The organism is Martelella mediterranea DSM 17316 (assembly GCF_002043005.1).
Taxonomy (GTDB): domain Bacteria; phylum Pseudomonadota; class Alphaproteobacteria; order Rhizobiales; family Rhizobiaceae; genus Martelella; species Martelella mediterranea.
Window position 1 is genome coordinate 37,395 of sequence record NZ_CP020331.1, and the last position, 19,592, is coordinate 56,986.

The window sequence follows — 19,592 nt, forward strand, 5'->3', positions numbered from 1 at the left end:
TGACCCGCCCGGTCGGCCTCAAACCTTGGCAGCCCTCTGGTTTTCGATCTCCTCGGCCATGCTTTCGATGGTTGGATGGCGGATAAACCAGCGCGGGGTGATCCCGACGCCGAACAGGCGGGTGAGTTGCGAGGAAAGCTTGACGGCCATGATCGAATCCACCCCCATGCTTGCAAATCGGGCCGTCCGGTCGACCTCGTCCGAACGCAGCATGGACGCAATCTCAGCGGTCAGAATGTCGGCGACGGTTTCCGGCTGCGATTGGGCGGTCGGGCCGGCATCAACCGCGACGTCCTGCGCCATGAATGCCGCGAGTTCCGCAATGGACTGGTGGCGCAGCAGTTCCTTCGGGGTCAGCCGCCGCCCGAGCGCCTTGTCAACGAGGACGATCAGCCGGATCGCCATCACGGAATCAAGACCGATCGCAGAGAAGCGCGTCTGTGGGTCGAGGTCGTTGATCTTCAGAAGGTCGCCGATGATGGCGGTCAATGTGGTTTCCAGCGGGGCGGATCGTTCCGAAACCGAAATTGCCGGACGCGCGCGAGGCGTATCGCCGGTATCCGGCTGTGCCGGGCTCCCGGCTTTTGCCGGAGGTCTCTTGGTCTCGGCTTCGGGCATGCTTGCCGGTGCGATGGCGGGTCCCCGGAGGAGCGCGTTTTCACGGTCGAGTGCAGTCCAAATCTCGTTGCTCCGGCCGTAGAGCATGATCGTTTCCGGCGAGTCCTCAGCCATCGCGGACCGGAACGCCTGGAGGCCCACATCAAGGTCGAGGAAGGCAAAGCCCAGTGAGGCAAACCATGTGTCGAATTCCGGGGTGACGTATCTGTCCCATTTCCAGCGCGACCAGCAGATCGCCTTGCTCAGGCCACGACGGCGGCCCGCCGCGACTTCGCCGGCACGCCAGGCGGCGAAACTGTTCTGGAACGCGCAGCCATAGGCATAGTCCGATCCTCCGGCAAGCCCAAGCGAAGCCAGCGAGGAGAAGGCCACGAAGAAATCGAGATCGAGCGCCGCCGTCGCCCGGTCGAGATTGATCGTTCCTTGAACCTTCGCGGCCGAAACTTTGTCGAAAGTGTCCCAGTTCTTGCGGAAAATATAGGCGTCGTCATGGGCGGTGACCAGATTGACGATTCCGTCGATCTTCCCATGTTCTGTCAGGATCTGCCCGATGAGCTCGTCCGTCCGGGCGCCATCGGTGATGTCGCACTGCCTGTAAAGCGCACGCCCGCGCATGCCGGAGGAAAGGGTCGCGATCGCGGCGTTCTGGTTGGCTTCGGCCACCGATCGGCCACAGGCGATGAAAGTCGCGTCAATGTCCTTGCCGAGCCTTGCGATGAGACGCCGTCCAAGCTCGCCGGCGCCACCGGGAACAAGATAGACCCCGCCATCGCGGAACCAGACCGGGGCCGGTGTCCTTTCGGCTTCGCCCTCGCTGAGAACGCGCGTCGTCCGGTCCGGATTGAAGCGCAGACAGGCCGGCACGGCAGGCGGTCTGGATGTGATCTCGGCAAGCGTCAGCGACTGCCAGTCGGACGCAGCCTCCGTCCCGAAGAACAGAGTGTGGAGCCGCAGATGCGCATTCTCGAGAAAGGCGGATTTCGCAAAGGCGGTGATCGCGTCGATGGCCGGGCGGCGCGCAAAGTCTTCCAAGGCTACATGGAATATATCGATCTCGCGGCCGAACGCGTCTTCCATCAGAGCGCTGGCGAGGCAGAAGGCCAGTTCCGGCTCCGTGCGGGACGGGTCCGGCGCGTCCGATGACGGAAGCACGATCACCGCCTCGGGTTCGGCACCCGAGCATTGCCAGACGTCGAGCGACGGCCGGAAGCAATGTTCCTCTTCCGAGAAGACTGACGAGATGACCGTCGCCGTTCCAGCCAACGCTCTTTCGAAGGCGGGCATATGGGCGGCAATCTGTTCCTCGCTCCGGCCGATCATCCACAGGCATTTGCTGCTCCAGATGCGCGGCTCCGCCTGGGCGGGCCTCGTGCGCCAGCCGGGTCGCAGGCCGATGAGTTCGGGCTCGGAAGCGCTGGCGACCTCTTCGAGGCGCGGCTCGAACCAGCAGCTTCGGCTCCGCCAGGGCACGATTGGCAGGGAAACGCGGCGTGCCTGATCGATCGCCGGCCAGTTTACATGCCCGCCCTCAAGCCAGACTGCGACGTGGTCGGGCAGCGACAGTCTTCGAGCGGTTGCCGCGTCGGCTATGATGGCGTCGTCGGTCGCAATGCCCGATATGATGGCGTTGAGCCGATCGACAAGGGTCTCGGTATCGGCAACCTTGATGACCACGCGCACCGGCCGGCTTTCTCCGCGCTGCTGCAGCGTGAAGGCGATGTCCTTCAGAAGGTGCGCCGGGTCGGTTTGCGCCTTAAGTGCAGGAATGGCTTCGGCGATGGCTGCCGCATGGTCCTGAAGATCGGCCTCGGTGAAGGCCGTCAGTGGAATGAACATGGGATCGACGCTGGCCGGTGAACGGCCGGACGGCAGGTGTTGCGCCAGCGCGACCGATGCATTGGCCCCTCCGAAGCCGAAGGAATTCACGAGCGCGGCAAGCGGGGCATCGGGCGCAGGCCACGGCCCGGTCTCAGCCTGAAGGCTGAGCCCGTCCTCGAACACGATATGGGGATTGAGCGTTTTGAAATTCGAGAGACCCGGCAGCCTGCGGTCCCGTATCGCCATGGCCACGTTGATGACGCCCGCGACGCCCGCCGCCGGCTCCAGATGGCCGATATTGGTCTTGACCGATCCGACGGTGCAAGGGGAAGGCGGCAGATGCCGATCCGCGCGAACCTGCCGGAAGGCGCTCTTGACCGCCTCGATTTCGATCGGGTCGCCGAGTTCCGTGCCGGTTCCGTGCATTTCGACGTAGGAAATATCGTTCGGCGTCAGCCCCGCATCTTCCATGGCGCTGATCATCAGCCTCGCCTGCGCGCGGCTGTTGGGCGCGGTGAGCGATGCGGCCTTGCCGCCGTGATTGACGGCGCTGCCCTTGATCACGGCGTAGACGCGGTCGTGGTCGCGCTCGGCATCGGCGAGCGTCTTGAGCAGCAGCACGCCGACGCCTTCTCCCCGCACATAGCCGTCAGCCGCGGCATCGAAGGTGCGGCATTGGCCCGTTGGCGACAGGACGCCCAACTGTCGGCCCATGATGAACATGTCAGGAGTCAGCAGCAGGTTGACCCCGCCGGCCACAGCCATCGTGCATTCGCCGCGGCGTATGGCCTGCACGGCGCTGTGAATGGCAACCAGGCTGCTCGAGCAGGCCGTGTCGATGGCCGCGCTCGGGCCATGGACGTCCAGCAAAAACGAGACGCGATTGGCGATCATGGCATGGGCATTGCCGGTGCAGGCCTGTGCACTGGTCAGGCCGCGCTGATCGATAAGCCTCTGGTAATCCTGAAACTGGACACCGGCGAAGACGCCGACCGATTGACCGGCGAGCGCACGGGGATCGTGGCCAGCATCCCATATTGCTTCCCAGGCCCCAGTCAGAAACAGGCGGTGCTGGGGATCCATGAATTCCGCCTCGTATTGCGAAATTCCGAAGAAATCAGGCGCGAACTGGTCTTCGCCTTCGATGAAGGCCCCCCATTTGACATCCGTGCGACCGCTTTCGCTGAAAGGGTCGCCCTCAATGCTTTTCCAGTTCCAGCGCCGACGCGGTATTTCCGTGATGCTGTTCCGTGTTGCGATCTGGTTTTTCCAGAACTGTTCCTTTGAGTGCGCGCCCGGCAAACGGCATGAAATCCCCACAATGGCAATATCGTGGCCTTCGTGGTCGCCGTGGTGCCGCGTGTCTTTTTCAGGAGTCGGGGCCTTGGAAGGGTTATCGCTCGCTGCCCAGTGCTCGTCGAGATGTTCGGCAAGCTCGTTCAGGGTCGGGAAGGTGAAGAGCGTTATGGTGTCGACGGGGTGGCCGAAACTGTCGGAGAGCCGGGCGGCGAAGAGTTTGAGCGATGCCGAATCGAAACCCAGATTGCCCAGGGTCTCATCGACATCGATCCCGGTTTCGCTGATTTCGAGGATTGCGGCGGCGAGACCCTTCAGGGTCGGGAGGGTCGGGGTCGCGGATCTCATGAAGGCTCTCCTGTTCCAGGTCGCACAGGGTCGGATGGCGCGGTCATCCCGTGCCGTGGTTCGGTTTCGCGGGCGACCTGCGCTTCGGCCGTCTCGAACCAGATGTGCTTGCGGGAAAACGGATAGACGGGCGCCGAAACGCGCCGGGCGCGGCTTTCGCCATAAAGCGCGGCAAAGTCGGGCTTTCCATCGGCGATCCATTGCCTTGCGAATGCGACCGCCAGTTCGACCAGTTCATCGCCCGACCCCGGCATGGCCGCGTCTGCAGAGGATAAAAGGATGCGGGCGTCGCTGCGGCCTTCGAGCCAGTTATCGAGGGTTTCCGAAAGCGAGGGCCAGCTCTCTGCAAGGAAGGCGATCCGTTGCGGCAGGCAGACGCGTCCGCACTGGAATGTGTAGAGGAAGTCCGAAAGTGCCGGGGCATCGCCGCTGCCGGCGAAGCCGGCGAGGGCGCGAACATAACGCTCGAGCCCTGCTTGCGTCTTCGCCGAGACCGGGAGGATGGGGAGCACGTGGTCGTTTCCGATGCGGGTGGATGCCGCGCTCACCGGCGGCGGTTCCTCCAGCACGACATGGCCCAGGGCCCCGCCGAAGCCGAAGGCGCTGACGCCGGCGCGGCGCGGCAATATCGCGCCGGAAGCATTCGTCGGTCTCGTCCAGTCTCCCGTCTGTCTTGCGAGGCGCAACCGCGTGCCGGTCGTCTTGCACATCGTGTTCGGGTCGGTGAGTGTCGGGTGTCCGGGAATTTGGCCGTGGCGCATGGCCAGCAGAACCTTGATGAAGCCGGCCAGTCCGGAGACCGCTTCGAGGTGGCCGATATTGGGCTTCAGCGAACCGACAAGGCAGGGCGGACCGCCTTCGCTCCCTCCGGCTTCCGCCGCCATCGCCTCGTCCGCCTTGCGCAAGGCATTGAATTCGATCGGATCACCGAGCGGCGTTCCCGTTCCGTGGGCCTCGATATAGGTTATCGACCGGGGGGCGATTTGGGAGCGTCGCCATGCCTTGATGATCAGGTCCTTCTGCGCCGCAGGGTTCGGCGCGGTCAGCCAGTTGGCGCGGCCACCGTGACAGATTGCCGAACCAAGCATGAGGCCGTGGATGTGATCGCCATCGGCCTCTGCGCGCCAAAGCGGCTTCAGCAGCAAGAAGGTCGCGCCTTCGCCGCGGGCATAGCCGTTTGCGGCGGAATCGAAGCTTCGGGTACATCCGTCCGGGCTGAGGGCGCCTTCTTCGGCCAGCCCCTCGGAAAGGGTCGAACTCAAGATGACATTGACTGCGCCGACCAGCGCTGCCTCGCAGTCGCCGGCGCGGATGGCCTGGGCGGCAAGGTGCAGTGCGGTCAGCCCACCGGAGCAAGCGGTATCGACCGCGATGCTGGGGCCCGTAAGGCCAAGGCTGAACGAGATCCGGTTGGCGACGAGCGCACTGGCGACACCGGTCGGCAGATGGCCCGTGGGTGCCAGCTCGGCCTTCTGCATGCACTCCTCATAGTCGGATTTTCCGGTGGCGACAAAGACGCCGGTGTCCAGTTTCGCAAGATCAGCAGGCCGCCAGCCGGCCTCCTCGACGCAGTGCCAGGCCGATTCCAGCGCCAGCCGCTGGATCGGGTCCATCAGGCGGGCTTCTTCGTCCGAGATCGCGAAGAAGTCGGCGTCGAAACCTGAAACGTCCTCAAGATAGCCGGCGGGCCCCAGACCGGATGCTTCCGGCCGGGTATCGGGCGGCGGGCCGACGCTCTCTTTGCAGGCGGTCAGATTCTGCCAGAAAAGCGCGAGGCTGCCCGCGCCTGGAAGCCGCGCGTCGAGGCCGATGATCGCGATCGGCTCCGCGCGGTCTGCGCCAAAGCGGGACTGACTGTCTTCCATTGCGCCCGTCATCACCATCAGCTCTGGCTTTCCCGGCTGTTCGCGCCGAGCGCGGCCCTCAGGCTCGCGATCATGTCCTGGCGCGACGTGCCGGCGGGCTGTGGGTCCGGCGGGGCCTCGGCGGGTGCGGCCAGATGGGCGGCGAGCCGGGCAGGTGTCGGATGTTCCCAGATCACGGTCGGATCGAGCGAGAGCGAAAACCTCCGGTTCAGCGCCGCCACGAACTGCGCCGCCAGAACCGAATCCAGGCCGATCGCGCCGAAACTGTCGCCAGTGCGCCGCTCCTTTTCTCCGACCAGCTTTTGCAACTCCTCCATCAGGCTTTGCAGTAGTTCACCCGCCTGCAAGCTGGCGTAGCTTGCTGTTCGGGGACGGGTCTGCGTCTCCAGCGGCTTGATATCGCCGGCCAGATAAAGGTCGCGGGTCAGGCGGCGCTGGACCTTTCCGCTTGTGGTCTTGGGAAGAGAGGCAGGCGGGATGAACACCACGTCCGCCAGGGTGATATCATGCTCCTGATAGACCGCTTCGCGCACGATGCTTTCGAGTTCGGCGAAATCCGTCGAGTGGCGGGCGGTGCGCTCGACCTCGTGCACCACCACGACCGCATCGCCGTTTTCGGTGTCGATTGCGAAGGCCGCGCCATTCACGGTGCGGAAGGCCGGGTGGCAGTCCTTGGTGGTCAGTTCGATGTCCTGCGGATAGATGTTGCGTCCCCGCAGGATGATGACATCCTTCAGCCGTCCGGCAATGAACAGCTCGCGGGCGTGCAGCACGCCGAGGTCGCCGGTGCGCAGGAAGCCGGAGCGGTTTGTCCCGCTCGGGCTCTGGCCGAATGTCTTGCCGCTTTCTTCGGGCGCCCGCCAGTATCCTGATGTGATGCTGCCGCCGCGAACCCAGACCTCGCCGATCTCGCCTTCTGCGCAGGGGGAAAGAGTCTCGGGGTCGACGATCGCGATTTCCATGTCGTCGGCCGGGCGGCCCGAACTCACCAGCTCGACGGCGTCGCCGTCTTCCTGCGCCCTGACAAACCGGCCGGCGGCGAGGGCGCGCCTGTCGGCGGACACGATGACGGGCGGCTCGCCGACCCGCGACGTGGTGCTGAGCAGTGTCGCTTCCGCCAGCCCATAGGCCGGGAAGAACGCATCCGCGGCAAAGCCGTAGGGACCGAAGCGTTCCTGGAAGCTGTGCAGCGTCGAGGCGTGGATCGGTTCCGCGGCATTGAGGGCATTGCGCCACGTCCGCAGATCGACGCCGTCCATCTGGTCGTCGCGGATCGCCTTGACGCAGAGCCTGTACCCGAAATCAGAGGACATGCTGGTTGTGGCGCGATAGCGGCTGATGGCCTGAAGCCAGAACGCCGGATTGCCGCTGAATGAGGCCGGGCTCATCATATAGCAGGTGGCGCCGACAAAAAGGGTCTGGATGACGATGCCGATCAGGCCGAGATCGTGAAACAGCGGCAGCCAGCTTACGATCACGGTATCCTCATCATGGCCCATATGTCGCGCCGTGAGGTCTGCATTGTGCATCAGGTTGCCGTGGCTGACCATGACCCCCTTTGGGTTGCTGGTCGAGCCGGAGGTATATTGCAGAAAGGCGATGTCGGTGGATTTCGGCAAGGCCGCGTCCCAGGCCTCCGCCGCGTCCTCCTCGATCAGGTCCTCGATGCAGAGGAATTCCAGCGCGCTGATCGAAGGGTAGGGGCGGGACCAGGCCATGATCTTGTCGAAGAGCGCGCGACAGGTGAGGATCAGTCGCGGTCGGCAATCCGCCACGATCGCCTCGAATGTCATCCAGCTGCGCTTGTTGGGCTTCGGCGTGTGGGCCGGAACGGCGATCGCGCCGCCGAACAGGGTTCCGAGAAACCCGATGACGAATTCGCTGCCCTGCGGAAACAGCAGCAGCACGCGCTCGCCGACGGCTTGCCTCCGCTGGAGCGCGCCGCCGATGCGCCTGCATGCCTCATCGAGGTGGGCGTAGCTGATGTGGCCCTGCTCTTCCGTACCGTTTCGGAGGTTCACATAGGCGATCTTCGGCCCCAGCCGTTGGGCGTTGTCTCGAACCACGTGAACGACGGATTCGGGTAGGGTGGTGGGCATGCGATCTCCTCCTGCGGCGCTTGCCGGTATCCCTCCTCCGGGCCGGCGGCCTCGCGATGCTGCGCTCAGCCAATAACACTAATATAATAGTATTATTCTCGATGTTGTAAATGCGTGGCTGTCCTCAACAGGTGTCACAGCCATGATTCTGATACGTGACGAACGCGCGACGCCGCGCGCGTATACCTTTCACGCCGACAGGGCGGGGTCGCTTGGGGCGGGGAAGGCCGGAAGGCCGTAGAAACGGACTGCATTGCCGCCAAAAATTCCCGGATCGCGGGCGAGATGCGCGGGCAGGGCCGCCATCGTCGCGGCCAGCACGTCGGCGTAGTTTCCCGCCGGACGGCAGACAGGCCAGTCGCTGCCAAAGATGAGGCGTTGCGGGCCGAAAACGTCGAGCGCGTGATTGATGGCGGGACTGAGGTCGTCCACGCTCCACGCCGTGGCGTCGGCTTCGGTGATCAGTCCGGAAAGCTTGCAGAAGAGCGTGTCGAATTCCGCCAGACGGGCAAGGCCGTCCTTCCAGAAGCCGAGGTCTCCGGAAGCGATCGGCGGCTTGGCCAAATGGTCGATAACCGCGCGTAGGCCCGGCACCAGGCGAAGAGTCTCCGCGACATGCGGAAGGTGGAGCGCGAGGACGAGAAAATCGAACGTAAGGTCCTGCTCCGCCAATTTCTCCAGCGCCTTGAGGACGCGCGGGCGGACGATCCAGGCATCATCGGCGATATCCTGAAGCATCGGCCGCAGGCCCAGAAATTTCGGACGTTCGGCATATCTGGAAAGCGTGCTCGCAAACTGCGCGTCCTCCATATCAAGCCAGCCGACAACTCCGGCCACGAAATCCGTCTTTTCGGCGATATCCAGCAGGAAATCGGTCTCCGCCTGCGTCGGCGCGGCCTGGATCAGAACCGTGCGCCGGATGCCGAACCGCGAAAGAAGCGGGGCGAGGTCGCAGACGAGGTAATCCCGCTGCAGGATTTCCGGGGCGCCGGGCATCCAGGGATAGTCGCCGCGCGCGCGGTTCCAGAGATGATGATGCGCATCGACAAGCATGACGTGTCCGCAAGGTTCGAAAGGCGGCGGCCGGTCGCAGGGCTTCTACGCCGGCCGCGCGTTTCAGGTCGTAAGACGTTGATCGGCGAGGGCGTCGTTGAGGTCGAAGGACTGAACGTCGATCAGCATTTCGGTCTCCATGCGCTGGAACTTGCCATGGAGATAGATCTTGTTCGGACGCGATGAGGCCGAATTGACTTCGTGGGACTTGCCGTGCGGGATATGGATCGAGCTTGCGTCCCGGCTGAGCTTGAACTCGACGCCCGAAAGGTAAAGGGCGAGGGCGAAATCCAGATCCTCGGCACCCCAGGTCGCGTAGTTCTCGTCATACAGGAAGCGTTCGCCCAGCGTTTCGCGACGAACCGAGAGGTTGCAGCCCCAGGATATCGCCCATGGCGCGGGCAGGTCCATCAGGTTTTCGCCGAACTTGCGATAGGTCCGTTCGCGCATGTCGGCGAACCGGTCTTCAGCCCGGAAACGTTCAAGCATGGCTTCGACATTATCGAGATCTAGGGTCTCCAATGCCCGACCCAGCGCTTCGTCTTCATTGCCGGTATTGCTGAAGCCGAAAACATAGCCGATGACGAGGGCGGACGGCGACGAATGCGCCTCGACATGCGCGCGCACGCAGCCCTGCGAAACAACCACCCCGCAGTCGAGAAGGATGCAAATCTCGCCTTCCGCCAGTTCAAGACCGAGGTTGCGCGCCCGCGCCAGGCGGTAGCCCTTGTCCTTTTGGTAGATATAGCGGATCTGGCAATCCGCAGTGTCAATGAAGGTGCGCACCAGTTCATAGGTGGCGTCCGACGAGCCGTCATCGACAATGATGATCTCGAAAGCGTCTGCCGGCATGTCGCTGGCCACAAGGGACTGAAGGGTCTTGGCGAGCATCTTCTCCCTGTTGTAGGTCGGAACGACGACTGTCGCTTTGAACCTGGTGTTGTTGCGCATGACTTGTGCCCCTCCCCGAGCGCTATTCCATAGCAAGACGACGCGGTGACCTTTTCACGTCTAACTTGAAAATCCTAATATATTAATGTAATGACACCTGTCAACGGCGGCTCTGCACCGCCTCCATAGGGGGCAAAACAAGATCTGCTTCCGCAGACACCCGGTTTGAAGGGTAACGCCACACGAAGGCTCTGACGGCGGTGATCCAAGAGGCCTATATCCAGGGTGTATCTCGGTGGAAATATAAGGCCACGTCGGGTCAGCTTTCACTGGCAAACAACAGATTGCGTCCGGATCCTGATCCTTGTTCTATGTCCTCAGGTAACGCTGTGCCTGCTGCATGCAGGTTGAAGCGGCGACTGCACGGGGCGCGGCATTCCTTTTTCCAAGAGAAGGCGACTAACGGGACAGCGCGCGGAAAATTGCCTTGCCAAGGCGAACGATTGCGTCAAGCTTTGCGTACGCGGTGGCGAAGCGTTTCCCTTGGGTTCCTCGCAATCAGGCAATCATGCCGCCCAAGGCGAGGGTCAGCGAATTGTCTAGATGCTGTTGCAAGGCGCTTTTGGCCGCCTCCGCATGTCCTTCACGCATCGGGATGAGGAAAGCGAGATGCTCGCGTCCGACGCGTTCGGCATTGAACCGGGTGACGCGCAGCCGGTATTGCACGGCCATCCGGATCTTGATCGCCGTCACCCGATAGACGTTGAGAAACAGCTCGTTATGCATACTCCCGATCAGCGCGTTGTGCATCGACCAGTCTGATGGTGCCCCTCTGCCTGCTTCTCGTCGGTCTTCTTGTCATCACGTTCTGGCCCCAGCTCACGCTCTGGCTGCCGTCAGTGGTCGGCAACTAGCTAAAAAGCCTCAGAGGTTGCCCCTGTCGCCGCAGCCTTGGCGGCGGCCGTCAGCGGGGTGAGTGTCGGCGCTCTCTCTCCGCGGTTGATCTTGCGCCTGTTTTTGGGGCCAGATCGTTCGCCGAGATGTTTGCCCCCGAGCTTTGGTGTCTTGGCTCGGCATTGCCAACTTGTTCAGCCACACTGACCTGGCTAAAGGGTGGTGATGGGAATTCTCCGCCCGGTTGACGTTACGATGCCCCTCGGGCCGATCTGTCAGGTCTTCACCGGTTTGAGAGCGCTCCGGGCGTAATGCTGGGCGATGACCGCGCAGATCATCAGTTGCATCTGGTGAAACAGCATCAATGGCAGAACGATCGCGCCGACGCTTTGTCCGGCAAAGATCGCGCCGGCCATCGGGACGCCGCTTGCAAGGCTTTTCTTCGATCCGCAAAACACGATGGCGATCTCATCGGCACGCGAAAAGCCCAGTGCCCGGCTGCCGAACATGGTCAGCGTCAGTACCACAGCCAGCATCAGCGCGTTGATGACCACCAGTTCGCCCAGATCGGCGAGCGAGAGCTGATGCCAGAGCCCTTCGGCAACCGCCGTGGAAAAGGCGAGATAAACCACCATCAGGATCGATCCGCGATCCACCGGCGACAGAATCTTCTTGTGGCCGCGCACCCATCCGCCGATCCACGGCATAAGGAGCTGGCCGAGGATGAAGGGTACAAGCAATTGCAGCAGAATCTGGTAAAGCGCATCAAAGGAAAATCCGCCATGTCCGCCGGCAGTCAGCATGATGCCGATCAGCAGCGGGGTCGCGAACATGCCGACGATGTTGGAGGCGGTCGCCGCGCAGATCGCCGCCGGCACATTGCCGCCAGCCATCGAAGTGAAGGCGATCGAGGACTGCACGGTGGATGGCAGCACGGCGATGAACAGGATGCCGGCCAGCATGCCATCGGGCAGCTCGAACGGCAAAAGATGGGCAATGCCGAAGCCCAGCAGCGGGAAGATGCCGAAAGTCGTCGCGAGAATGGCGAGGTGCAGACGCCAGTGCAAAAGACCGCCGAGCACCACCTGGCGCGACAATCGGGCGCCCTGGAGAAAAAACAGCAGTGCGATGGCGCATTTGGTGGCAATCGCGAACCAGCCCGCCGCCGCGCCGGTCACCGGCAGCAATGAGGCCAGAGCCACGGTGGCGAGCAGAAGAAGGGTGAACTGATCGGGCAGAAAACGACGCATGTCTGTCCTTGGGAAATATTTGCCTTTCAGCCTCAGCGCGCGCGCGGATCGAGCGCGTCGCGCAGGCCGTCGCCGAGAAGGTTGAAGGCAAGGACTGTGGAAAAAATCGCGATCCCGGGCCACATCGCCATCCACGGCGCACTGGAGATGAAGCGCTGCGCGGTGTTCAGCATCGAACCCCAGGAAGGGTCAGGCGGTTGCAGGCCGAGACCAAGGAATGACAGGCTTGCCTCGGAGATAATGGCGGAGGCGATCGTCAACGTCGCCTGCACGGTGAGTTGCGGCAGGATATTGGGCAGGATGTGACGCACCGCAATGCGCCAGCGCGGATTGCCGACGACGCTCGCCGCCTCGACATATTCCTCGTTCCGGATCGACAGCACCTGTCCGCGCGACAACCGGATGAACAGCGGCGTCGCGGTAATGCCGATGGCGATCATCGCATTGGTAAGGCTTGGCCCGAGGAACGAGGCGAGCGCGATGGCGAGAATCAGCGACGGGCAGGCGAGCAGCGCGTCCGTGAACCGGCTGATCAAACCGTCTATGACGCCCCCGAGAAAACCAGCGGCAAGGCCGAGCGGCACGCCGATGGCGATCGCGATGGCGACCGAGGTGAGGCCGGCAAGAAGCGAAGCGCGCGTGCCCCATATGATGCGGGAGAGAATGTCGCGGCCGACCTCGTCCGTTCCCATCCAGTGGGCAAGCGAGGGCGCCTGACGCACCGCGGTCCAGCTCTGCGCGGTCGGATCGTAAGGGGCAAGCAGCGGGGCGAAGATGGCGACGAACAGCATGAACAGAACGACGCCGAGGCCGACCAGGGCGCTCTTGCGCTTCCGCAAACGCCGCCAGACGCGACTCTGAAAAAGGCCGAGGATGGGCGAGCGTGTGGCCTTCTCGGTTTCCGGGATCGCTGACATGGTTAGCCTCGCAGTCTCGGATTGACGAGTATGTACCCGATATCCGCCAGAAGGTTGAGAAGGATGTAGAACACGGCCGTGACCAGCACCACGCCCTGCACCACCGGATAGTCGCGGGTAAACACCGCATCGACGATGAGCTTGCCGAAGCCGGGGATGGTGAATATCTGCTCGGTCAGCACGGCGCCACCGAGCAGGGTGCCGAATTCGAGTGCGCCGAGCGTGATGATCGGCGTCAGCGCGTTGCGCATCGCGTGCTTGAAGACGACTTTCCATTCGCTGAGGCCCTTGGCGCGGGCGGTGCGCACATAGTCGCTTTCCAGCGCCTGCAACATGGCCCCGCGGGTGTGGCGCATGATAATGCCGGCAATCGCCGTGCCGAGCACGAAGGCCGGCATGACGGTCGTCGCCAGATTCATCCGCAAATCCTTGAACGGGCTGACATAGCCGGACGCAGGCAGCCAGCCGAGATGCACTGAGAAGAACAGAATCAGCAGAATGCCGAGCCAGAAATTCGGAACCGAGATACCGGCAAGCGAAACCACATTGGCCGAATAATCGATGGCGCTGTTGGGACGCAGAGCCGAAACAATACCGCCGGCGATACCGAGAACCATCGCAACGACAATGCCCATGACCGCGAGCTGCAGCGTCACCGGCAGTTTCAAGATGATGAGGTCGAGCACCGGCAGGTTGTGGCGCATCGACATGCCGAGATCGCCGGCAAGCACGCCCTTTACCCAAAACAGGTACTGGACGGGAATTGGCTGGTCGAGATGGTATTGCGCGCGGATGGCGGCGATCATCTCGTCACTCGGGTTTTCACCGGCAAGCATCAGCGCCGGATCTCCGGGGAGGAGATGCTGCAACGAGAAGATGATCATCGACAGGATGATCAGCGTCGGGATGAGCTGCAGCAGGCGTCGCGCGATAAGCGATGTCATGGCGCGGCCCTCCCTTCGGCTGCAAAGGCCTCGAAGGCGGAAAACAGCGCTTCCAGGCGCGGATCGCGGCTTTCCCGTCCGTCGAGGCCGAGGTCAGCCACCGGCAGGTCGCGCCAGAACGGACAGGCATTGGCATGGCCGTACGCATCCGCTTCCAGCGCCATCGGCACGGACGTGCATTCGGCGCGCGCATGCGGGCAGCGGGTATGCAGACGGCAGCCGGAGGGGGGAGCGATCGGGCTCGGCAGATCGCCCACGAGCCTTTCGGACGCCGGTGGCCTGATGGTGCGCGTCGCCGCGACCGGGATCGAAGACAGAAGCGCACGCGTATAAGGGTGGCGGGGGGCGGCGAAAATCTGCGCCGAGGTGCCGAGCTCGACCAGCTTGCCGAGATACATCACCGCAATGCGGTCGCTGATATGTTTCACCACGCTCAGATCATGCGAGATGAAGATGAAGGCGAGGTTGAAGCGCGCCTGAAGATCCTTCAGAAGGTTCAGGATCTGCGACTGGATGGAGACATCGAGCGCGGAAACGGCCTCGTCGCAGACAATCACCTTCGGTTCCGAGGCGAGCGCGCGGGCAATGACCACGCGCTGACGCTGGCCGCCGGAAAACTCGTTCGGATAGCGATTGGCCTGTTCTGGCCTGAGGCCGACGAGGCTCAGAAGTTCATCAACGCGCGCGCGGCGTCTGGATGCCGGCAGGATATTGTAGAGCTTCAGGGGCTCGGCGATCGTCTGCCCGATCGTCATGCGCGGATTGAGCGAGGCATAAGGATCCTGGAAGATCAACTGGACATGCCGGCGGCGCAAGCGCAATTCATGATGGCCGAGCGCGGTGATATCCTCACCGTCGAGAAAGACCTTGCCGGTGGTGGGTTCGATCAGGCGCATCATCATCCGGCCAAGCGTCGACTTGCCGCAGCCGGATTCACCGACGACGGCGAGCGTCTCCCCGGGCATCAGTTTCAGTGAAACGTCGTCGACCGCCTGGACTTTGGCCTTCGGGCGACCGAGGAGGTCACGCTTGACGACGAAATGACAACTGAGGTCCTTCACTTCGAGGATCGGGGTCTGAAAATCGGTCAAGGGACTAGCTCCTCGAGCGGGGTGCGCCAGCAGCGGCTGAAATGGCCGTCGCGAACTTCGTGAAGCGGCTGTGCCTCGGCGCATTTTTCCATGCGGAAGGGACAGCGTTCAGCAAAGCGGCAGCCGGTGGGCGGCGCCGACATGTCCGGCACCATGCCGGTGATCGTGGCCAGCCGTTCACGGGCTGCATCAAGGCGCGGCAACGAGCCTAGCAGGCCTACGGTGTAGGGATGCTGGGGAAAGGCGAAGAGCTGTTCGACGGTGCCCTGCTCGACCACCTGCCCCGCATACATCACGATCACATCGTCGCAGCTTTCAGCAACAACGCCGAGATCGTGGGTGATGAGAATGATGGCCGTGCCGGTCTTCTGCTGCAGTTCGCGCATCAGGTCCAGCACCTGCGCCTGTACGGTCACATCGAGTGCGGTGGTTGGCTCGTCGGCAATCAGCAATTCCGGATCGCAGGCCAGCGCTATGGCGATCATCACCCGCTGGCGCATGCCGCCGGAGAGATTGTGAGGATATTGATCAAACCGCACCTCGGGCGACGGGATGCGCACCAGCCGCAGCATCTCGATTGCCCGTTCACGGGCCTCGCGCTTGGCCATGTCGGTGTGGCGCAGGATGACTTCCATCACCTGGTCGCCGACCGTGTAGGACGGGTTCAGCGAGGTCATCGGCTCCTGAAAGATCATCGCCATCCGGTTGCCGCGCAGGTTGCGCAACACGCTTTCAGGTTCATGCAGAAGGTCCCGGCCGCCGAAGCGGATGTGGCCCGAGATTTCGGCACTGTGTTTCGGCAAAAGCCGGAGGATCGAAAGCGACGTCACGCTCTTGCCGCTGCCGGATTCGCCCACAACGGCGAGCGTACGCCCGTGCTTGACGGTAAAACTCACCCCGTCGACCGCCGTCGTCGTCCGGTCATCGCCGTGGAAGACAACGCTCAGTCCGTCAATTTCTAGCACATTTTTGCGGGAAGCATCGGCCCTGAGGGCCGATGCGCTGTCGTCCGTGTCTGTCATAACCGTCGGTATCACTCGGCGGTCACGCCCGTCAGGCGGATGATGCCGTCCGGATAGGCCTTGAAGCCCTGGACATCCGAGTCCATCGCGAAGATCCACTTCGAGTGGTAGAGATAGACGATCGGCAGATCTTCCTGCAGGATCGAGATCACTTCGCTGTAGATTTCCTTGCGTGCATCCGGGTCCTTCAGGGCCCGGGCTTCGGCAAGCAGCTTGTCCATGTCCTCGTTGCAGTAGTGGGCGTCATTGCCGGCCGCGCCGCAGGAGAGCATCGGCGTGATGTTGAGATCGGGGTCGACGCGACCGCTCCAGCCAACCAGATGGGCCTCGAACTTACCCTGGCGGGCGATATCGAGTAGCGTCATCAGTTCCGTCGGCTTGATCGAGACGTTGATACCGATCTCGCCGACCATGGCCTGGACAAGCTGCATGACCTGCTGGCGTTCCGCATCGGTCGGCACCAGAACCTCGAGGTCGACGCTCTCGACGCCGGCTTCGGCCATCTTGGCCTTGGCGGCCTCGACATCACGGGCGGGAACCGGGAATTCCTGATCGTACCAGAAGCTCTGCGGCGGGAAGGGCTGGTTGCCGGTGGCGGCCTGACCCTCGAACACGACCTGGTTCAGCGCGTCGCGGTCGATGGCGAGGCTGAAGGCCTGACGCACCAGTGCCTTCTTGCCGGCGTCGAGATTGGCGCCTTCTCCGCCGATGTCGAAGGTGACGCCGTAATAGCCGAGACCGACGACAGGCAGCACGGAGAAGTCCGCGTCCGCTTCGGTAGCAGCCACATCGGTCGCGGCGAGGCGTTCCATCAGGTCGAGCTGGCCGGAGCGCAGGTTGAGCAGGCGAACGTTGGAATCCGGCATGCCGCGGAAGATGAGCTCATCAAATGAGTAGCTGTCGGCATCGTAATAATCGTCGAATTTTTCGAGAACGATGCGGTCCTGGGCGACGTGTTCGACGAATTTGTACGGACCCGAGCAGACCGGAGCATTGGTGAAGTTTTCACCCAGTTCCTCGCCGGCCTTCGGGCTGATGACCATGCCGGCACGGTCGGAAAGGGCCGCCAGCAGCGGAACCGACGGGGCCGAAAGGTTGATCGTGACGGTGGTGCCGTCAACGACGTCGATCGACGAAATGGCGCTGATCTCGGATTTGCGGCGCGAGGTCGGCATGTTGAGGTTGCGTTCGAGATTGTACTTGATCGCCTCGGCATTGATCGGCGTGCCGTCATGGAACACCGCATCGTCGCGCAGGTGCAGCGTCAGGGCGGTGGAGTCATCGTTCCACTCCCAGCTCGTCGCCAGCTTCGGCGCGATCTGGCCCTGTTCGTCAATATCGACGATCTTGTCGCAGAGCGACTGCAGAACGTGACGGCCCACGAAGCTCCAGTTGGTGGCCGGATCGAGCGTGTCCGGATCATCCTGCAGGCCGATATTGAGCACGGACTGGGCTGCGGCGGGGCTTGCGGCCATGGCCCCAAGGGCGAGGCTTGCGAGCAGTGCAAGGTGAATTGGCGTTTTCATTATTCCCTCATTTTTGGTTGGTACGTTAAGTTGGGTCGGATCGAAGCCCTAGCGTGCGACGGCGTAGCCCTGCACGCCACGCGGGTTGGCTCCCGCCTTCAGCAGAAGCGAGGCGCCATCCATTTCTCGCGCCACCGCCGAAAGCCGGCCTTCCGACCAGTCATCGCCGATGGTAAGCTTGTGGCCGCGCCGGGCAAGTTCGGCGCGGGTCTGTTCGCCATAGCGTCCTTCTATGGTGACGGCGCCGAGGCTGATCTCGCGCGGCCAGAAGGAACTTGGCAGATGGTCCGTGTGGAAGGAAGGCGCGTCGATCGCCTCCTGCAAGTTCATGCCGGCGTGGACATGACGCAGGAACATGATCAACTGCCACTGGTCCTGCTGATCGCCGCCGGGCGTGCCAAAGGCCATGTAGGGCTTGCAGTCGCGGAACACGGTCGAAGGCGTCAACGTCGTTCGCGGGCGAACGGAGGGCTTCAGCGACGAATTAAGCCCTTCTTCCAGCCAGAACATCTGGGCGCGGGTGGTCAGGCAGAAGCCGAGGCCAGGAATGACCGGGTTCGACTGCAGCCAGCCGCCGGACGGCGTGGCCGAGACCATGTTGCCCCAGCGATCGACCGTGGAGACCTGCACGGTGTCGCCGCGCTGGGCGCCTTCACGGGTCAGTGTCGGCTCGCCTGCCGCATCATTGGGAAGTTTTTGCTCCTTCGCCACCGTCGGTTCGCCGCCGCCGAGGCCGGGCTGGGCGATCGTTCCAACCTTTCGATGCGGCGGCATCGGCGGATTGCGGCCGTCCGGCCTGCCGGGGCGCACTTCGAGAGAGGCTTCATCGCCGATCAGCGCGCGACGGGTGTCTGCATAGGCGTCTGACAGCAGCGTTGCCATCGGTACGTCGCCGCCATCGCCATACCAGCTTTCGCGGTCGGCCATGGCGAGCTTGGCGGCCTCAACGACGAGATGGACGAAGTCGGGTCCCATCGGGTCGACCGAGGCGATGTCCGTGCCCTTCAGGATGTTCAGCATCTGCAGCAGGACCGGACCTTGCGACCACGGACCGCATTTGAACACTTCGTAGTCGCCATAGGTCGTGGAGACCGGCGCTTCGATCTTCGGCGTGAAATTCGCCATGTCGTCGGCCGTGATCAGACCGCGATGGTGACGCCCGGAGACATCCCAGACGTCCTCGTTCTCGCAGAACGCCGCGATCTTCTCCGCCACCGGCCCGCGATACCAGAAATCGAGGGCGGCCTGGATACGGGCTTCGCGCGTGGAGGCCTTGTTTGCCTGCTTCAGAAGTTCGGTGTAGAGCGCCGCCAGTTCACGATTGCGGAACAGCTTGCCGGTTTCCGGCGCCTTGCCACCGGGAAGATAGGTTGCCGCAGAGGTTGGCCAGTGGGTTTCGAACAGCGGCCGCATGGCGGCGATGGTGTTGGCGATGCGCGGCACGAGCGGGTGGCCGTTCTCGGCGTAGCCGATCGCGGGCGCCAACACATCTTCGAGTTCGGCCGTGCCATAGTCGCGCAACAGCGTCAGCCACGCCCCGAATGCGCCGGGAACGCAGGCGGCGAGCATGCCCGTGCCCGGAATGAGATCGAGGCCAAGGCCGCGATAATGCTCGATCGTGGCCTTGGCAGGAACCGGCCCTTGGCCGGAAATCACCACGGGTTTGTCGGCGCCAGCCGGCGACACGATGATTGGAACCTCACCACCTGGACCGTTCAGATGCGGCTCGACCACCTGGAGTACGAAGCCTGCGGCAACTGCCGCGTCAAAGGCCGTGTGGCCCTTCTCGAGAATGGACATGCCGACGGCAGCGGAAAGCCAATGCGTGGATGAGACGGCACCAAAAGTGCCCCTGAGTTCGGGTCGGGTCGTGAATGCCATAATCTCAGCCTCTGGACGCGCTATGAACCAAACGATCCGATTGTCGACAATCAGGTCGTGTTTTGCTTATAAGAATACA

General features: G+C 63.0%; 13 protein-coding genes. All 13 read right to left on the reverse strand.

The annotated features are described in order from the left end of the window. Positions 1-18 precede the first annotated feature (18 nt). The 13 genes from Mame_RS21930 to Mame_RS21990 all read right to left on the reverse strand — a co-directional run bounded on the left by Mame_RS21930 (position 19) and on the right by Mame_RS21990 (position 19,513). On the reverse strand, positions 19-4,080 hold the full coding sequence (locus tag Mame_RS21930; RefSeq protein ID WP_018067015.1) for an SDR family NAD(P)-dependent oxidoreductase: 4,062 nt from the start codon (positions 4,078-4,080) through the stop codon (positions 19-21). Beyond that, on the reverse strand, positions 4,077-5,963 hold the full coding sequence (locus Mame_RS21935; RefSeq protein ID WP_018067016.1) for a beta-ketoacyl [acyl carrier protein] synthase domain-containing protein: 1,887 nt from the start codon (positions 5,961-5,963) through the stop codon (positions 4,077-4,079). Before Mame_RS21935 ends, Mame_RS21930 begins: the two co-directional genes overlap by 4 nt. Further along, complete coding sequence (locus tag Mame_RS21940) at positions 5,963-8,044, reverse strand: AMP-binding protein (protein ID WP_018067017.1); 2,082 nt, start codon at positions 8,042-8,044, stop codon at positions 5,963-5,965. The genes Mame_RS21935 and Mame_RS21940 overlap by 1 nt, the downstream gene beginning before the upstream one ends. Before the next feature lie 189 nt (positions 8,045-8,233). Beyond that, on the reverse strand, positions 8,234-9,097 hold the full coding sequence (locus Mame_RS21945; protein ID WP_018067018.1) for an amidohydrolase family protein: 864 nt from the start codon (positions 9,095-9,097) through the stop codon (positions 8,234-8,236). A gap of 63 nt (positions 9,098-9,160) precedes the next feature. After that, positions 9,161-10,048, reverse strand: coding sequence for a glycosyltransferase (locus Mame_RS21950; RefSeq protein WP_018067019.1), 888 nt, complete (start codon positions 10,046-10,048; stop codon positions 9,161-9,163). 498 nt (positions 10,049-10,546) lie between these two features. After that, a complete protein-coding gene (locus Mame_RS21955; RefSeq protein ID WP_018067020.1) occupies positions 10,547-10,798 on the reverse strand; it encodes an FCD domain-containing protein in 252 nt (83 codons plus the stop codon). 359 nt (positions 10,799-11,157) lie between these two features. Next, a complete protein-coding gene (locus tag Mame_RS21960) occupies positions 11,158-12,132 on the reverse strand; it encodes a bile acid:sodium symporter family protein (protein WP_018067022.1) in 975 nt (324 codons plus the stop codon). A gap of 32 nt (positions 12,133-12,164) precedes the next feature. Beyond that, positions 12,165-13,049 carry an ABC transporter permease gene (locus Mame_RS21965; RefSeq protein WP_018067023.1) on the reverse strand — a complete coding sequence of 295 codons (885 nt, stop codon included), beginning with the start codon at positions 13,047-13,049 and terminating at the stop codon, positions 12,165-12,167. A gap of 2 nt (positions 13,050-13,051) precedes the next feature. Then, complete coding sequence (locus Mame_RS21970) at positions 13,052-13,993, reverse strand: ABC transporter permease (protein WP_018067024.1); 942 nt, start codon at positions 13,991-13,993, stop codon at positions 13,052-13,054. Continuing rightward, a complete protein-coding gene (locus Mame_RS21975; RefSeq protein WP_018067025.1) occupies positions 13,990-15,084 on the reverse strand; it encodes an ABC transporter ATP-binding protein in 1,095 nt (364 codons plus the stop codon). Before Mame_RS21975 ends, Mame_RS21970 begins: the two co-directional genes overlap by 4 nt. Further along, positions 15,081-16,106, reverse strand: a complete 1,026-nt coding sequence (locus tag Mame_RS21980; RefSeq protein WP_018067026.1) for an ABC transporter ATP-binding protein — start codon at positions 16,104-16,106, stop codon at positions 15,081-15,083. Before Mame_RS21980 ends, Mame_RS21975 begins: the two co-directional genes overlap by 4 nt. Before the next feature lie 11 nt (positions 16,107-16,117). Beyond that, positions 16,118-17,632 (reverse strand): ABC transporter substrate-binding protein, encoded by a 1,515-nt coding sequence (locus Mame_RS21985; protein WP_018067027.1) that lies wholly within the window; start codon positions 17,630-17,632, stop codon positions 16,118-16,120. 48 nt (positions 17,633-17,680) lie between these two features. Next, the gene (locus Mame_RS21990) at positions 17,681-19,513 is read right to left on the reverse strand and encodes a gamma-glutamyltransferase family protein (RefSeq protein ID WP_018067028.1); all 1,833 of its coding nucleotides are present in this window, start codon (positions 19,511-19,513) and stop codon (positions 17,681-17,683) included. Between the last annotated feature and the right edge of the window lie 79 nt (positions 19,514-19,592).